Raw genomic sequence first — 15447 nt, 5'->3', positions numbered from 1 at the left:
TGCCGAACCCCCTCACCCCGACCCTCTCCCCGGAGGGGAGAGGGAGATTTAGAGTATGCCCCGCATCGCCCTATTCATCTCACAGAGGCTGGTGAAGGCGGTCTTCGTCATTCTGGCGATCGCCGTGTTCAACTTCTTCCTGGTCCACGCAGCGCCCGGCGATCCCGCCGCGGTGATGGCGGGCGAGGCCGGGGCCGCCGATGCCAAGTTCGTCGAACAGCTCCGCCAGCAGTTCGGCCTCGACCGCCCCCTGTACGAGCAGCTCGGCACCTACATGTCCAAGGTGGTGCAGGCCGACCTCGGCTATTCCTACCGCCAGCAGCGCCCCGTCTTCGACCTGCTGATGGACCGCCTGCCCGTCACCCTGTCGCTGACGCTGACCGCCTTCGTGCTGGCCCTGCTGGGCGGCGTAGCGCTCGGCACGCTGGCGGCGATGCGCGCCGGCACCTGGTCGGACACCGCCATCACCGTGGTCGGGCTGACCGCCTACGCGACGCCGATCTTCTGGATCGGCCTGATGCTGATCCTCCTCTTCTCGGTCAATCTCGGCTGGCTGCCCGCCTTCGGCACGGAGAGCATCGGCGCCGGCTACACCGGCTGGGACGCCTTCGTCGACCGGGCGAAACACCTCGTGCTGCCGGTGACCACGCTCGGCCTCTTCTACATGGCCGTCTACACCCGGCTGACCCGCGCCTCGATCCTGGAGGTGCGCGACATGGACTTCGTCAAGACGGCGCGGGCCAAGGGCCTGCCGGAATGGCGCATCGTGTCGGTGCACATCCTGCGCAACGCCATCCTGCCCGTCATCACGGTGGCGGGGTTCCAGGCGGGCCACCTGATCGGCGGCTCCATCCTGATCGAGACCGTCTTCGCGCTCCCCGGCATCGGGCGCCTCGCCTTCGAGGCCGTGTTGCAGCGCGACTATCAGGTCCTGCTCGGCATCTTCCTTCTGACCTCGGTGGTGGTGGTGGTGTTCAACCTGCTGACCGACCTGATCTATTCCCTCGTCGATCCGCGCATCGAGGTGGCGCCATGACCGCCGCGGCCATCACCCCCGCCCGCAAGGGGTCCGGCTTCTGGAGCGCCTTCGCCCGCAACAAGGGCGCGGTGATCGGGCTGGCCTTCCTGACCCTGATCGTCCTCATGGCGGCCTTCGCCGACGTGCTGTACCCGGACAGCCCGTGGGACATGACGGCGATGCCCTTCCAGCCGCCGCTGTCGGAGGACGCGCTGCTCGGCTCCGACACGCTGGGCCGCGACATCGCGGCGGGCATCGCCCACGGGGCGCGGGTGTCGCTGCTGATCGGGCTGACCTCGACCGCCGTCGCCGTGCTGATCGGTGTGTTCCTGGGGGCCGTTTCCGGCTTCTACGGCGGACGCGTGGACGATCTGGTGATGCGCTTCACCGAGCTGTTCCAGACCATCCCGAACTTCGTGCTGGCCGTCGTGCTGGTGGCGATCTTCACGCCGTCGCTGACCTCCATCGTGCTGGCCATCGCCATCGTGTCCTGGCCGCCGCTGGCCCGGCTGGCGCGCGGCGAGTTCATGAGCCTGCGCTCGCGCGAGTTCGTGCACGCCGCGGTGACCACCGGCCAGTCGAACATGACGATCATCTGGCGCCAGATCCTGCCCAACAGCCTGTCCCCGATCATCGTGTCGGCGTCGCTGATGGTGGCGACGGCGATCCTGCTGGAAAGCTCCCTCTCCTTCCTCGGGCTTGGCGATCCGAACCTGATGAGCTGGGGCTACATGGTGGGTGCGGCCCGTACCGTGATCCGTCAGGCCTGGTGGATGAGCTTCTTCCCCGGCATCGCGATCCTTCTGACCGTGCTTGCCCTCAACCTGGTGGGTGAGGGGCTTAACGACGCGCTGAATCCCAAGCTGGCGCGAAAGGGCCGTTCCTGATGACCGAGACGCCTCTCCTCGACGTCCGCAACCTGACCATCGACCTGCCGCGCGGCGCCGACCGACCGCACGCGGTCCAGGACCTGACCTTCACGCTGGAGCCCGGGGAAATCCTCTGCGTGGTCGGCGAGTCCGGGTCGGGCAAGTCGATGACCGCGCACGCCGTGCTGGGCCTGCTGCCCAAGGCGGTAAAAGTCTCCTCCGGCGAGATCCGTCACCAGGGCACCAACGTGTTCAGCTTGCCGGAGCGCGACCAGCGGAGCTTGCGCGGCGGCCGCATCGCCATGATCTTCCAAGAGCCGATGACGGCGCTGAACCCGCTGATGCGGGTCGGCGACCAGATCGACGAGGTCCTGCGCTACCACACCACGCTCGACCGCGCCGCCCGCCGGGCGCGCGTGGTGGAGCTTCTCGCCTCGGTCGGCCTGCCGGAGCCGGACCATCTGCGCCGCAGCTACCCGTTCCGCCTGTCGGGCGGCCAGCGCCAGCGCGTGATGATCGCCATGGCGCTGGCGGTGGAGCCGGACATCCTGATCGCCGACGAGCCGACGACCGCGCTCGACGTCACCACCCAGAAGCAGATCCTGGAGCTGATCCAGGACATCCAGGCCAAGCGCCGCATGGGCGTGATGTTCATCACCCACGACTTCGGCGTGGTGGCGGAGATCGCCCACCGCGTGGCGGTGATGCAGCGCGGCCAGATCGTCGAGATCGGCACCGCCGAGGAGGTGCTGAACCACCCGCGGCACCCCTACACCCGCCAGCTCATCGCCGCCGTTCCGCACCTGATCGAGCACCGCGAGGATTTCACCCGCGCGCGCCAGCCGGTGCTGACGGCGGAGAAGGTGTGCAAGACCTTCCACCTCGGTGGCGGCTTCTTCACGCCGGGGCGCAAGGTGGTGGCGGGCGACGACCTGTCGCTGACCATCCACCAGGGCGAGACGGTCGGGCTGGTCGGCGAATCCGGCTCCGGCAAGTCGACGCTGGGCCGCTCCATCGTCGGCCTCATCAAGCCGGATTCGGGCAGGATCCTGTTCGAAGGGGTCGACCTGCTGTCGCTGTCGCGCCCGGCCTTCCGGCCTTACCGGCGGCATGTGCAGATGGTCTTCCAGGACCCCTACGCCTCGCTGAACCCGCGCCACACTGTGGGCGACATCATCACCCAGGGGCCGGTGGCCTTCGGCGAGGACCGCCACAAGGCGCTTGAGAAGGCGAAGGCGCTGCTCAAACTCGTCGGGCTCGACGCCTCGGCGGCGGAACGCTTCCCGCATGAGTTCTCCGGCGGGCAGCGCCAGCGCATCTCCATCGCCCGCGCCCTGGCGCTGGAGCCGAAGCTGCTGATCGCCGACGAGCCGGTGTCGGCGCTCGACGTGTCGGTGCAGGCGCAGGTGCTCGACCTGCTGGAGGATCTGCGGCACCGGCTGAACCTGTCGATGCTGTTCATCACCCACGACCTGCGCATCGCCGCCCAGATCTGCGACACCATCGCGGTCATGCAGAAAGGCCGCATCGTCGAGATCGGCCCGGCGAAGGAGGTGTTCGGCAACCCGCAGCACAGCTACACCCGCACTCTGCTGGACGCCATCCCCGGCAAGGGCTGGACCATCCCGGAGGACGTGGTTCCGGTGACGCGGCGGTCGGCCGCCCTGCGCACCAGCGCCTGACGGGGCGGGCATGAAGGTCGCCGTCATCGGGGCCGGGGCGGTCGGCGGCTTGATCGCCGCGCGGCTGACCGCCGCCGGGCTGCCGGCCGCGCTGGTCGCCCGGCGGCGGACGCTCGACACGCTACGGCGCGACGGGCTGACGGTCGAAGGCCCCTCGGGACGTCCGGTGACGGTGCGGCCCCTGGTGACCGACGACACGCTGGCCCTCGGCCCGCAGGACGTGGTCGTGCTGGCGGTGCCCTCCCCCCTGCTGACCGAGGTTTTGGACCTGCTGCTTCCCCTGCTGGGGCCGAAGACGCGATTGGTGCCGGTGGTCGGCGGCATTCCCTGGTGGTATCCGGCGGATGAGGCCATCGGCGGCCCGTTGGCTGTGGTCGATCCAATGGGGCTGCTGTCGGACGCCATTCCGGCGGACCGCATCGTCGGTGCCGTCGCCCGCGTGGCGGTGGAGCGGCGGACCCCCGGCTATCTGCGGCATCTCGGCGGGCTGCGGCTCGCCCTCGGACCGGCAACGGGGAACGAAGGAGTCCGTGATCTGGCGGCTCTGTTCGGGGCGGGCGGCTTCAACGCGCTGGCCGTGCCGGACATCCGGGCGGAGGTGTGGACGGCGCTGCTGGCGCCCTTCGCCTTCGGCCTGCTCGGCCTCGCCACTGGGAAGACGGCGCAGGAGATCGCCCACGACGACGCCCTTCAGCCCGGCTTCGCGGCGGTGGTGGAGGAAGTGCTGGCCTTGTCGGCGGCGCTCGGCCACCCGGCGACGGCGAAGGTCGAGGATGTGTGGACCATGGCCCAGCATCCGGGCCGCATCCGTCCGGCGCTGCGCGCCGACGTGGCGGCGGGCCGGCGGGCGGAGATCGAAGCGGTGCTGGACGCACCGCTGGAATTGGCAAACAGGGCGGGGTTGAGCCTGCCCACGGTGACCGGGCTGCTGACCGCGGTTCGCGCTGAGACTCAACAATAATTCGGAATTGGGATCGGGATAGGGACCATGTCTGACCTGCGCATCGACGGCGACCGCCTGTGGCGGACCCTGATGGACTTGGCGAAGATCGGCGCGACGCCGAAGGGCGGTCTGTGCCGTCTGGCGCTGACCGACCTCGACAAGGAAGGGCGCGACCTCTTCGTGCGCTGGTGCGAGGAGGCCGGCTGCACCGTGACGGTGGACGAGGTGGGCAACATCTTCGCCCGCCGTCCGGGCCGCAACCCCGACCGTCCCGCCGTCTGCATGGGCAGTCATCTGGACACCCAGCCGACCGGCGGCCGCTTCGACGGCATCTACGGCGTGCTGGCCGGGCTGGAGGTCATCCGCAGCTTCAACGACCAGGGCATCGAAACGGACGCCCCCATCGACCTGATCGTCTGGACCAACGAGGAGGGCGCGCGCTTCTCCCCGCCGATGCTGGGGTCGGGCGTGGCGATGGGCGTCTTCACGCTCGACCATGTGCTGGACATCCGCGACACCGACGGCGTCCGCCTGGGCGACGAGTTGGCGCGCATCGGCTACAAGGGCGAGGTCCCGGTCACCGGCCACGCCATGGGCGCCTATTTCGAGGCGCACATCGAGCAGGGCCCGGTGCTGGAGGCCGAGGACGTCGAGATCGGGGTAGTGACCGGCGCGCAGGGCCAGCGCTGGTACGAGGCGACGGTGACGGGCCGCGAATCCCACGCCGGGCCGACGCCGATGCGCCTGCGCCGCGACGCGCTGGCCGGCGCCGCCGTGATGATGGAGGCGGTGGAGGCCATCGCGCTGGAGGTTGGCGGCGACGCCTGCTCGACCATCGGGCGCGTCCAGGTCCACCCGGACTCCCGCAACGTCATTCCCGGCCGCGTCTGGTTCACCATCGACCTGCGCAACCCGGACCCCGACGCGCTGGCCCGTATGGACGCCATGCTGCGCGAGCGGCTGGCCGCCATCGCAGACAAGCGCGGCCTGACTCTGGAACTGACCGACTTCTGGGCCTTCCCGACCACGCCCTTCGCGCCGGAGCTGGTCGGCCACGTCCGCCGCTCGGTGGAGCGGCGCGGCCTCAGCCACCGCGACATCGTGTCCGGGGCCGGCCATGACGCGGTCTATGTCGCGCGCAAGGTGCCGACGGCGATGATCTTCATCCCCTGCGAGAATGGCCTCAGCCACAATGAGGCGGAGAACATCAAGCCCGAACACGCCGCGTCCGGCTGCGCGGTGCTGGCCGACGCGGTTCTGGCGACAGCTGGGTAACATCTGTCTTTTCCCCCTCTCCCCTCTGGGGAGAGGGCCGGGGTGAGGGAGTTGCGCTTTTGCCGAACGGTCCGACACGCACATCCCCCTCACCCTAACCCTCTCCCCAGAGGGGAGAGGGGATCAATTCACTCCGGGAGCCTGTCCATGCGCTACGTCTTTGCCGAGGCCCAGTTGCGCCATCGTCCGCCGACCTTCCTGGTGCGCGGCCAGCCGAAGCCCTCGCCGGAGAAGGCGGAACGGGCGGAGGCGCTCGTCGGCTCCCTACGCGCGCGCGGCGCGACGGTGGAGGAGCCGCCGTCCTACGGCGCCGGCCCGCGCGCGGCGGTCCATTCCGCCGATTACCTGCGCTTCCTGGAAACCGCCCACGCCCGCTGGTCGGCCCTCCCCGACGCGTCGGAGGTCATCGTTCCCAACGTCCACCGCAACACCGACATGGCCGAGTATCCCACGGGCATCGTCGGTCAGGCGGGCTGGCACATGGCGGACACCGCCTGCCCGATCGGCGCCGGCACTTGGGAAGCGGTCTGCGGCGGCGCCGACACGGCGGTCCACGCGGCGCTGATGGTGGCGAGCGGTCGGGAGCGCGCGGCCTACGCCCTGTGCCGTCCACCGGGGCACCATGCCTCGCGCGACATGGCCGGGGGCTTCTGCTACATCAACAACGCCGCCGTCGCCGCCCAGGCGATGCTGCCGGTGCTGGCCCAGCAGGGCCGCGCGCCGCGCGTCGCCGTCTTCGACGTGGACGTCCATCACGGCAACGGCACGCAGGCCATCTTCTACGAGCGCGACGACGTGCTGGTCGTGTCGATCCACGGCGATCCCAACAACTTCTACCCCTGGTTCGCCGGCTACGCGCACGAGCGCGGCAAGGGCCGCGGGCTGGGCAGCAACCTGAACATCCCCCTGCCCATGGGCACCGAAGAGTCCACCTTCCTCGACGCGGTGGACGGAGCGCTGACCCACATCGCCGCCTTCGGGCCGGAGGCGCTGGTGCTGTCGCTGGGCTTCGACACCTACGTCGGCGACCCGCTGGCCTTCTTCAAAGTGACGACGCCGGGCTTCGCCACGCTGGGCCGCAAGATCGCCGGCGCCGGCCTGCCGACCGTGGTTGTGCAGGAAGGCGGTTACGATTGCGACGCGCTGGCGGTGAATCTCGCCAGCTTCCTGGACGGTTTCGAAGGCGGGCTCACGGAGGCGGCACGATGATCGGCGCGGAAATCCCGGGCGCGGAAATTCTGGTCCGGACGCTGGTGGCGAACGGCGTCGACACCTGCTTCGCCAACCCCGGCACGTCGGAGCTGCACGCGCTCGCCGCCTTCGACTCGATGCCCGGCGCGCGCTGCGTCCCGACGCTGTTCGAAGGGGTGGCGACGGGGGCGGCGGACGGCTACGCCCGCATGACCGACCGTCCGGCGGCGACGCTGCTGCATCTCGGGCCGGGGCTGGCGAACGGTCTCGCCAACCTGCACAACGCCCGGCGCGCCTGCGTGCCGATGGTCAACATCGTCGGCGACCACGCGACGTGGCACCGCGGCGTCGACGCGCCGCTGACCTCCGACGTGGAGGGCTTGGCGACGCCCATGTCGGCCTGGGTGCGCACGGTGCCGGACGCGGCCTCGGTCGCCGCGGACACGGCGGAGGCCATCCGCGCCGCGCTGACCCCGCCGGGTGGCGTATCGACGCTGATCCTGCCGTCGGACTCCTCCTGGGACGACACGGCGCCGGCGGACCCGATCATCGTGGCGCCGCCCGCCCCCGCCGCCCCGGATGCCGACGCCCTGCGCGCCGCCGCCAACGCCCTGCGGAGCGGCGAGCGGGTGGTCATCCTGCTGAACGGCCGCGCCACGCGGGCGGAGGGGCTCGCCCTGGCTGGGCAGATCGCCACCGCGACCGGCGCCAAACTCTACGCCCACACCGGCGCCACCCGCATCGAGCGGGGGGCAGGCCGCGTGACGGTGGAGCGCTTCCCCTACCCCATCGACCTCGGCATCGCCGCGCTGGCCGGGGCGAAGCACGTCGTCCTGATCGGCTCGGGCGAGCCGGTCGGCTTCTTCGGCTACCCGGACAAGCCCAGCCGTCTGGCGCCGGAGGATTGCCGCATCCACACCGTCGCCCCGCCGGGCGCCGACGCCCTGGCCGCCCTGCGCTGGCTGGTCGAGGCGGTGGGCGCCGCCGGGACGCCCGTTCCGGTACAGCCCCTCGCCCTGCCCGAACCGGCGACCGACGATCTCACCGCCGACAGCGTCGGGCAGTCCCTGGCGGCCCTGCTGCCGGAGGGCGCCATCGTGGTGGACGAGGGCATTTCCTCCAGCCCGATGGTCTACACGGCCTGCGCCGGGGCGCGCCCGCACGACTGGCTGACCATCACCGGCGGGGCCATCGGCATCGGCATGCCGCTGGCGCTCGGTGCGGCCATCGCCTGCCCCGAGCGCAAGGTGGTGACGGTCCAGGCGGACGGCAGCGGCATGTACACGCTCCAGGCCCTGTGGAGCCAGGCGCGCGAGCGGGCCGACGTGGTGACCATCATCTTCGCCAACCGCCGCTACGGCATCCTGCAATGGGAGCTCGGCAACCTCGGTTTCCGCGACATGGGGCCGAACGCCCGCAACTGCACGGAGCTGGGCCGCCCGGACCTCGACTGGGTGGCGCTCGCCCGCGGCATGGGGGTGGAGGGTGGACAGGCCGCCGACGCGGAGAGCTTCAACCGCCTGCTGACGACCGCCTTCGCCCGCAAAGGCCCTTTCCTGATCGAAGCGGTGATCTGACGAACAACAACACTTCCCTCGCCCCCTCAAGGGGCGAGGGAGATAAGGGAGGACAGCATGACGACGCCCAAGAAGAGCGCGCGCAAAGTCATTATCACCTGCGCGGTGACCGGCTCCATCCACACGCCCAGCATGTCGCCGCACCTGCCGGTGACGCCGGACCAGATCGCGGCGGAGGCCATCGCCGCGGTGGAGGCCGGCGCGGCCATCGTCCACCTGCACGCTCGCGACCCGGACACCGGCCGCCCGACCCAGGACCCGGAGCTGTTCCAGCGCTTCCTGCCGCGCATCAAGCAGGCGACGAAGGCCGTGGTGAACATCACCACCGGCGGCAGCGCCGCCATGACGGTGGAGGACCGGCTGCGCCCCGCCGCGCAATTCCAGCCGGAGGTCGCGTCGCTCAACATGGGCTCGATGAATTTCGGCCTTTTCCCCATGCTGAACCGCTTCAGCGTGTTCCAGCACGACTGGGAGCGCACCTATCTGGAGAACAGCCGGGACCTCGTCTTCAAGAACACCTTCAAGGACATCGAGCACATCCTGAAGACCTGCTCCGGCAACGGGACGCGCTTCGAGTTCGAGTGCTACGACATCTCCCACCTCTACACGCTGGCCCATTTCCTGGACCGCAAGCTGGTGACGCCGCCGCTGTTCGTGCAGTCGGTGTTCGGCATCCTGGGCGGCATCGGCCCGCATCCGGAAGACGTGATGCACATGAAGCGCACCGCCGACCGGCTGTTCGGCGACCAGTATGTGTGGTCGGTGCTGGGCGCCGGGCGCAACCAGATGCCCATCGCCACGCAGTCGCTGGCCCTGGGCGGCAACGTGCGCGTCGGGCTGGAGGACAATCTGTGGGCCGGTCCGGGCCGGCTCGCCACCTCCAACGCCGAGCAGGTCGCCATGGTCCGCAAGCTGATCGAGGGGCTGGCCCTTGAGGTCGCCACGCCGGACGAGGCCCGCGCCATGCTGTCGCTGAAGGGTGGCGACGCGGTGACGTTCTGACCGGGGTTTTCACATCCGCCCCGTTTAACCCTCTCCCCTCCGGGGAGAGGGTGGCCCGCAGGGCCGGTGAGGGGGTTGCGCTTTTGCCGGACGTTCCGCCACGCGCATCCCCCTCACCCTAACCCTCTCCCCAGAGGGGAGAGGGAATTTCAATCGTGAAAGTCGTGCATCCACCCCACACCCGGAATCCCATGCCATGATAAGCCGCGCTCGGGCGCTGGATCTGTCGCTGGTGGGTCTCATCAGCGTCTGCTGGGGCCTGAACTGGCCCGCCGTCAAGATCATCCTCACCCAGATCCAGCCCTGGACGCTACGCAGCCTGGGCTTCGCCGTGGGAGCGGCGGTGCTGTTCGCCTACGCGCGGTCGCGCGGGGAATCGCTGGCCGTGCCGCGCGGGCAGCGCTGGCCGCTGGCCGCCGTCGCCCTGCTGAACATGGCGGGCTTCAACATCTGCTCCGCCTTCGGGCAGATGAACATGGCGACCTCGGGCGCCGCCATCATCGCCTACACCATGCCGGCGTGGGCGACGCTGCTGGCCATTCCGATCCTGGGCGAACGTCCGGGGCCGCGCCAGTGGATGGGGCTGGCCTGCGGGCTGACGGGCTTGGCCGTTCTGCTCGGCCCCGACCTGCTGCGGCTGGGCGCCCTGCCGCTCGGCCCCGCCTTCATGCTGACCGGCGCGCTGAGCTGGGCGCTGGGAAACGTCCTCATCAAGCGGACGGCCTGGACCATGGGGCCGAACGCCATCACCGGCTGGCAGTTCGCCATCTCCCTGCCGGTGGTGCTGCCCTTCGCGCTGGCGCTCGACCCCGCCCCGACGCTGGCGCTGGAGCCCCGCGTGCTGGTGGCGCTGGTCTTCCACATCCTGGTGGCGATGGTCGGCGGCTATCTGCTGTGGTTCGCCATCGTGCGGCGGCTGAGCGTCGCGCAGGCCTCGGTCAGCTCGCTGATCGTGCCGGTGATCGGCGTGACCGGCGCCATCGTCGTGCTGGGCGAGACGCCGCCGCTGCGCACCTACGCCGCGCTGGCGCTGATCCTCTGCGCCGTCCTGCTGGTCGTCATGGTGCGCGACAAGCGGCCCGTGCCCACCCCGGCGCCGGTCACGGCGGAGCCGCGGGGGGCAGGTTCTCCCTGAAAATGACCTCGATGCGCGGCGGCTCCACGCCGTGCATCGCCTCCCGGCCGGCGCGCAGGTTGGCGAAGACGGCGGCGCAGCTCATCAGGGCGCTGCGCGGGTCCTGGGTGATCACCGCCTCCATCGTGCCGTCGATCAGCAGCGCGCGCGTCTCCGGCGTGAAGCCGTGGCCGATGAAGACCACCTCGCGCTCCCGCCGCGCCTCCTTCAGCGCGCGGGCCACGCCCTCCGCCCCGCCGCCGATGGTGTAGATGCCGGCGAGGTCGGGGTGGTGGCTGAGCAGGGTACGCGTCTGCCGGTAGCTCTTGGCCTCGTCGTCGTGGGCCTCGCGCAGCCCCACCACCTCGATGGCCGGGGCCATCTCCTTTAGGACGTTCAAGAATCCCAGCTCACGGTCCTCGTGCGCGCGGTAGCTGAGGCTGCCGGCGATCATCGCGACCTTGCCCACGCGCCCGCCGAGAAAGCGCGCGAACAGGTAGCCCGCCGTCCGCCCCGCCGCCCGGTTGTCGAGCCCGACATAGGCGGCCCGCCGACAATTCTGCACGTCGGAAATCAGCGTCACGGTCGGCACGTTGCGCGCCGCCAGCTCGTTCACCGCCTCGCGCACCGCCGGATGCTCCAGCGCCATGAAAGCCACCCCGTCGACCTTGCGCCAGTGCTGGAGCAGGCTGCGCGCCAGCAGGTCGGGGTTGAAGCTCTTGATGAACTCCACCTGCGCGCGGATGCCCAGCGGGGCCAGCGCCGCCTCCGACTGGCGGATGAGCTGGCCGAGCCGCGTCAGGTAGCGGTTCGTCCCGTCCGGCAGCAGGAAGGCCAGCCGCACCGGCTTCGGCCCGAGCGCCGCGCCGAGGTCCGATTCCGGGATGTAGTCCAGCTCCGCCGCCGCCTTCATCACGCGCTGCACGGTCGCCGGGCGCACGCCGGGGCGGTGGTTCAGCACACGGTCCACGGTGGCCGTCGAGACTCCGGACAGCCGGGCGATGTCGGCGATCCGCGGCAGCCCGCGGGAGTTTTCGGGGGGCGCGGCGACGGCGTCCGCATCATCCTGCATCACGGCTCAAAACCCTCCGATCCCATCAAATCACATCATCATTCGCGTTTGACACAGGCCATTCGCGCACATACCGTCCAACCAACAATCACCGTCGAACATCAAACTACATCAACGTTTCCTGGGAGGAAAGCATGAACCCGCTCTCGCGCCGCACGATGCTCAAGGCGTTGGCCGCCACTCCGGCCGCCGGAATGGTTGCCGGGTTGGCCGCGGGGGCCGGCACCGCCACCCTGATCGGCGCGCCGCGCATCGCCCGCGCCGCCGAGTTCGATTTCAAGTACGGCAACAACCTGCCGCTGACCCATCCGCTGAACGTCCGCTCGCACGAGGCGGCGGAGCGCATCCGCCGCGAGACGAACGGCCGCGTCGACATCCAGATCTTCCCGAACAACCAGCTCGGCGGCGACACCGACATGCTGTCGCAGGTGCGCAGCGGCGGCATCACCTTCTTCACGCCCTCGGCGCTGGTCATCGCCACGCTGGTCCCGGTGGCCGCCATCAACGCCGTCGGCTTCGCCTTCGCCGATTACGGGCAGGTCTGGTCCGCCATGGACGGCAAGCTGGGCGAGCATGTGCGCGGCGCCATCTCCAAGGTCGGCCTGCACGCCTTCGAGAAGATGTGGGACAACGGCTTCCGCCAGATGACCAGCGGGGCCAAGCCGATCCAGACCGCCGCCGACATGGACGGGCTGAAGATCCGCGTCCCGGTCAGCCCGCTCAGCATCGCCATGTTCAAGTCGCTGTCCGCCGCCCCGGCCAGCCTGCAGTTCTCGGAGGTCTACTCCTCGCTCCAGACGCGCATCGTCGACGCGCAGGAGAACCCGCTGCCGATCATCCAGGTCGCCAAGCTGTACGAGGTGCAGAAGTACTGCGCCCTGTCCAACCACATCTGGGACGGCTTCTGGTTCATCGCCAACGGGCGCGCGTGGCGCGGCCTGCCCCCCGACCTGCAGAAGATCGTCTCCACCGCGATCAACGACGCCGGCGTCCAGCAGCGCGAGGACATCAAGGCGCTGAACCAGTCGGTGCAGGCCGACCTCCAGTCCAAGGGCCTGGCCTTCAACCAGCCGTCCCCCGACAGCTTCCGCGCCAAGCTCCGCGACAGCGGCTTCTACGGCGAATGGAAGGGCCGCTTCGGCGATGAGGCCTGGGCGCTGCTGGAAGGCGCCGTCGGCAAGCTCGCCTAACGAACGGCTGTGGACAACACGGGAAGGGAGGGTGCGGCTTTGTCTCACCACGCGACGGCGCTCGACGAGGGCGGCGCCATGCCAGGGGCCGCGTCCGGCGGTTCTTGGACCGATCGGCTCGACCGCGGCCTCGCCGCGACGGTGGAGGGTGTGGCCGCCCTCATCGTTCTGGCCGAGATCGCCATCCTGCTGGCCGGGGTGACGGCGCGCTACGTCTTCCACGCGCCGCTGGTGTGGTCGGACGAGCTGGCCTCCATCCTCTTCCTGTGGCTGTCCATGCTGGGCGCCGTGGTGGCGCTGCGCCGTGGCGAGCACATGCGGATGACCGGTCTGGTCAGCCGCGTCGGCCCGACGCCGCGCGCCCTGCTGGAGACGCTGGCGATCACGGCCCCTATCGCCTTCCTGGCGATGATCCTGCACCCCGCCCTGGACTACGCCATGGAGGAGCAGTTCATCGTCACCCCGGCGCTGGAGATCAGCAACGCTTGGCGCGCGGCGGCCCTGCCGACCGGGCTGGGGCTGATGGCCGTGGTCGCGCTGATCCGGCTGATGCGGATGCGCAACCTCCGGATCACCCTGGCGGCGGTCGCGCTGACCGCGGCGGTGACCCTGGCCTTCTGGCTGGCCGGTCCGGTGCTGAAGCCGTTGGGGCAAGCCAACCTCGTCATCTTCTTCGTCGGCGTGGTCGCCGCCTGCGTGTTCGGCGGCGTTCCCATCGCCTTCTCCTTCGCGCTGGCCACCTTCGGCTATCTGGCGCTGACCACCTCGACCCCGCTGCTCGTCATGGTCGGGCGGCTGGACGAGGGCATGTCGCACCTGATCCTGCTGGCCGTGCCGCTGTTTGTCTTCCTCGGCCTGCTGATCGAGATGACCGGCATGGCCCGGGCCATGATCCAGTTCCTCGCCAGCCTGCTCGGCCATGTGCGCGGCGGCCTGTCCTACGTGCTGATCGGGGCGATGTATCTGGTGTCGGGCATCTCCGGGTCGAAGATCGCCGACATGGCGGCCATCGCGCCGGTGCTGTTCCCGGAAATGAAGAAGCGCGGCGCACCTCCGGGCGACCTCGTGGCCCTGCTGTCGGCGACCGGCGCGCAGACCGAGACCATTCCGCCCTCCATCGTCCTCATCACCATCGGTTCGGTCACCGGCGTGTCCATCGCGGCTCTGTTCGCGGGCGGCCTGCTGCCGGCGGTGGTGCTGGGTGCGGCGCTCTGCGCCGTCGTCTGGTGGCGCTACCGCCATGAGGATCTGAGCCACATCCGCCGCCCGCCGGCGTCGGAGATCGCCCGGCTGGCCGTGGCCGCCCTGCCGGCCATCCTGCTGCCCTTCGTCATCCGCGCCGCGGTGGTGGAAGGTGTGGCGACGGCGACCGAGGTGTCGACCATCGGCATCGCCTACTCCACCCTCATGGGGCTGCTGGTCTACCGCCAGTTCGACTGGGCGCGGCTGAAGCCGATGCTGATCGAGACGGCGTCGCTGACCGGGGCGATCATCTTCATCGTCGGCTGCGCCACCGCCATGGCCTGGGGCCTGACCCAGTCCGGCTTCTCCCGCGCGCTGGCCCTGTGGATGGCCGACATCCCCGGCGGCGGCTACGGCTTCCTCGCCATCTCCATCGTCGCCTTCATCATCCTGGGCAGCGTTCTGGAGGGCATTCCCGCCATCGTGCTGTTCGGCCCGCTGCTGTTCCCCATCGCCCGCGACGCCGGGGTGCACGAGGTGCATTACGCGATGGTCGTGATCTTCGCCATGGGCATCGGCCTGTTCGCCCCGCCCTTCGGCGTCGGCTACTACGGCGCCTGCGCCATCAGCAAGGTCAGCCCGGACGAAGGTCTGAAGCACATCTGGGGCTACGTCGCCGCCCTTCTCGTGGGCCTGATCGTGGTCGCCGCCATTCCGTGGATTTCCACCGGCTTCCTTCCCTATTGAAGCCCCGCCGGTCCCCTCATAACGATAAAATCAGGAGTTCCTTCATGAGCCGATTCTTCGGCCAGATCCGGCAGGCTGGCTACGTCGTCGACGACATCGAAGCCGCCATGGATTACTGGAGCAGCACCCTGGGCATCGGCCCGTGGTTCTACAACGAGCGGGTTCCGATCAGGAACTACACCTACCGCGGGGAGCGGTACGAGGTTCACAACTCGGTGGCGCTCGCCAACTCCGGCCCGCTCCAGATGGAGCTGATCCAGACCCGCAACGACGCGCCGTCCATGTACCGCGACTTCCTGAAGGCGGGCCGCACCGGTCTCCAGCACGTCGCCTACTGGACCGAGAATTACGACGCCGACCTGGAGCGGCTGACCGGCCAGGGCTTCAAACCGGTGATGAGCGGCGAGGTCGGCGAGAAGGGCCGCTTCGTCTATTTCGACACTGAGTACCATCCCGGCACGGTGATCGAGCTGTCGGAGGTCGCCGGGCCGAAGGGCAAGATGTTCGACCTGATCCGCAACGCCTCCCTTGACTGGGACGGCCGCGATCCGGTCCGGCCCTTCCCCGACCTCAGCCGGCTGTGAG

The 15447-nt window shown here is 69.8% G+C and carries 13 protein-coding genes; 12 read left to right on the top strand and 1 reads right to left on the bottom strand.

Annotated elements, in window-relative coordinates:
* The first annotated feature begins 55 nt into the window (after positions 1-55).
* From ABAZ39_RS23240 to ABAZ39_RS23200, 9 genes are all read left to right on the top strand, one after another.
* Entirely contained in the window at positions 56-1036 is a 981-nt protein-coding gene (locus tag ABAZ39_RS23240; RefSeq protein WP_040136167.1) for an ABC transporter permease, read from the top strand.
* Positions 1033-1905, top strand: a complete 873-nt coding sequence (locus tag ABAZ39_RS23235; RefSeq protein WP_051658434.1) for an ABC transporter permease — start codon at positions 1033-1035, stop codon at positions 1903-1905. Before ABAZ39_RS23240 ends, ABAZ39_RS23235 begins: the two co-directional genes overlap by 4 nt.
* On the top strand, positions 1905-3569 hold the full coding sequence (locus ABAZ39_RS23230) for an ABC transporter ATP-binding protein (RefSeq protein WP_040136165.1): 1665 nt from the start codon (positions 1905-1907) through the stop codon (positions 3567-3569). The genes ABAZ39_RS23235 and ABAZ39_RS23230 overlap by 1 nt, the downstream gene beginning before the upstream one ends.
* Before the next feature lie 10 nt (positions 3570-3579).
* Positions 3580-4530: a ketopantoate reductase family protein gene (locus ABAZ39_RS23225; protein ID WP_040136163.1), complete on the top strand. Its 951-nt coding sequence runs from the start codon at positions 3580-3582 to the stop codon at positions 4528-4530.
* A gap of 27 nt (positions 4531-4557) precedes the next feature.
* Complete coding sequence (locus tag ABAZ39_RS23220) at positions 4558-5787, top strand: Zn-dependent hydrolase (protein WP_040136161.1); 1230 nt, start codon at positions 4558-4560, stop codon at positions 5785-5787.
* A 147-nt stretch (positions 5788-5934) separates the two neighbouring features.
* Positions 5935-6996, top strand: a complete 1062-nt coding sequence (locus tag ABAZ39_RS23215) for a histone deacetylase family protein (RefSeq protein ID WP_040136159.1) — start codon at positions 5935-5937, stop codon at positions 6994-6996.
* A complete protein-coding gene (locus ABAZ39_RS23210; protein WP_040136156.1) occupies positions 6993-8555 on the top strand; it encodes an acetolactate synthase large subunit in 1563 nt (520 codons plus the stop codon). Before ABAZ39_RS23215 ends, ABAZ39_RS23210 begins: the two co-directional genes overlap by 4 nt.
* A 57-nt stretch (positions 8556-8612) precedes the next feature.
* Complete coding sequence (kce, locus tag ABAZ39_RS23205) at positions 8613-9557, top strand: 3,5-dioxohexanoate:acetyl-CoA acetone transferase (RefSeq protein WP_040136154.1); 945 nt, start codon at positions 8613-8615, stop codon at positions 9555-9557.
* Between the two features lie 196 nt (positions 9558-9753).
* Complete coding sequence (locus ABAZ39_RS23200) at positions 9754-10692, top strand: DMT family transporter (protein WP_063922713.1); 939 nt, start codon at positions 9754-9756, stop codon at positions 10690-10692.
* Here the strand turns inward: ABAZ39_RS23200 and ABAZ39_RS23195 are convergent.
* Entirely contained in the window at positions 10658-11743 is a 1086-nt protein-coding gene (locus ABAZ39_RS23195; RefSeq protein ID WP_040136152.1) for a LacI family DNA-binding transcriptional regulator, read from the bottom strand. The genes ABAZ39_RS23200 and ABAZ39_RS23195 overlap by 35 nt on opposite strands.
* Before the next feature lie 134 nt (positions 11744-11877).
* Here ABAZ39_RS23195 and ABAZ39_RS23190 point away from each other — a divergent pair, with 134 nt between their 5' ends.
* The 3 genes from ABAZ39_RS23190 to ABAZ39_RS23180 all read left to right on the top strand — a co-directional run bounded on the left by ABAZ39_RS23190 (position 11878) and on the right by ABAZ39_RS23180 (position 15446).
* The gene (locus tag ABAZ39_RS23190; protein ID WP_014241875.1) at positions 11878-12933 is read left to right on the top strand and encodes a TRAP transporter substrate-binding protein; all 1056 of its coding nucleotides are present in this window, start codon (positions 11878-11880) and stop codon (positions 12931-12933) included.
* Positions 12934-13011: 78 nt separating this feature from the next.
* Positions 13012-14862 carry a TRAP transporter large permease gene (locus ABAZ39_RS23185; RefSeq protein ID WP_051658581.1) on the top strand — a complete coding sequence of 617 codons (1851 nt, stop codon included), beginning with the start codon at positions 13012-13014 and terminating at the stop codon, positions 14860-14862.
* 44 nt (positions 14863-14906) lie between these two features.
* A complete protein-coding gene (locus ABAZ39_RS23180; protein WP_040136148.1) occupies positions 14907-15446 on the top strand; it encodes a VOC family protein in 540 nt (179 codons plus the stop codon).
* Position 15447: the final 1 nt, after the last annotated feature.

Origin of the sequence: Azospirillum argentinense (genome assembly GCF_000632475.1) — a bacterium.
Lineage (GTDB): Bacteria > Pseudomonadota > Alphaproteobacteria > Azospirillales > Azospirillaceae > Azospirillum > Azospirillum baldaniorum.
This window is presented reverse-complemented; position numbering and strand designations above follow the sequence as displayed.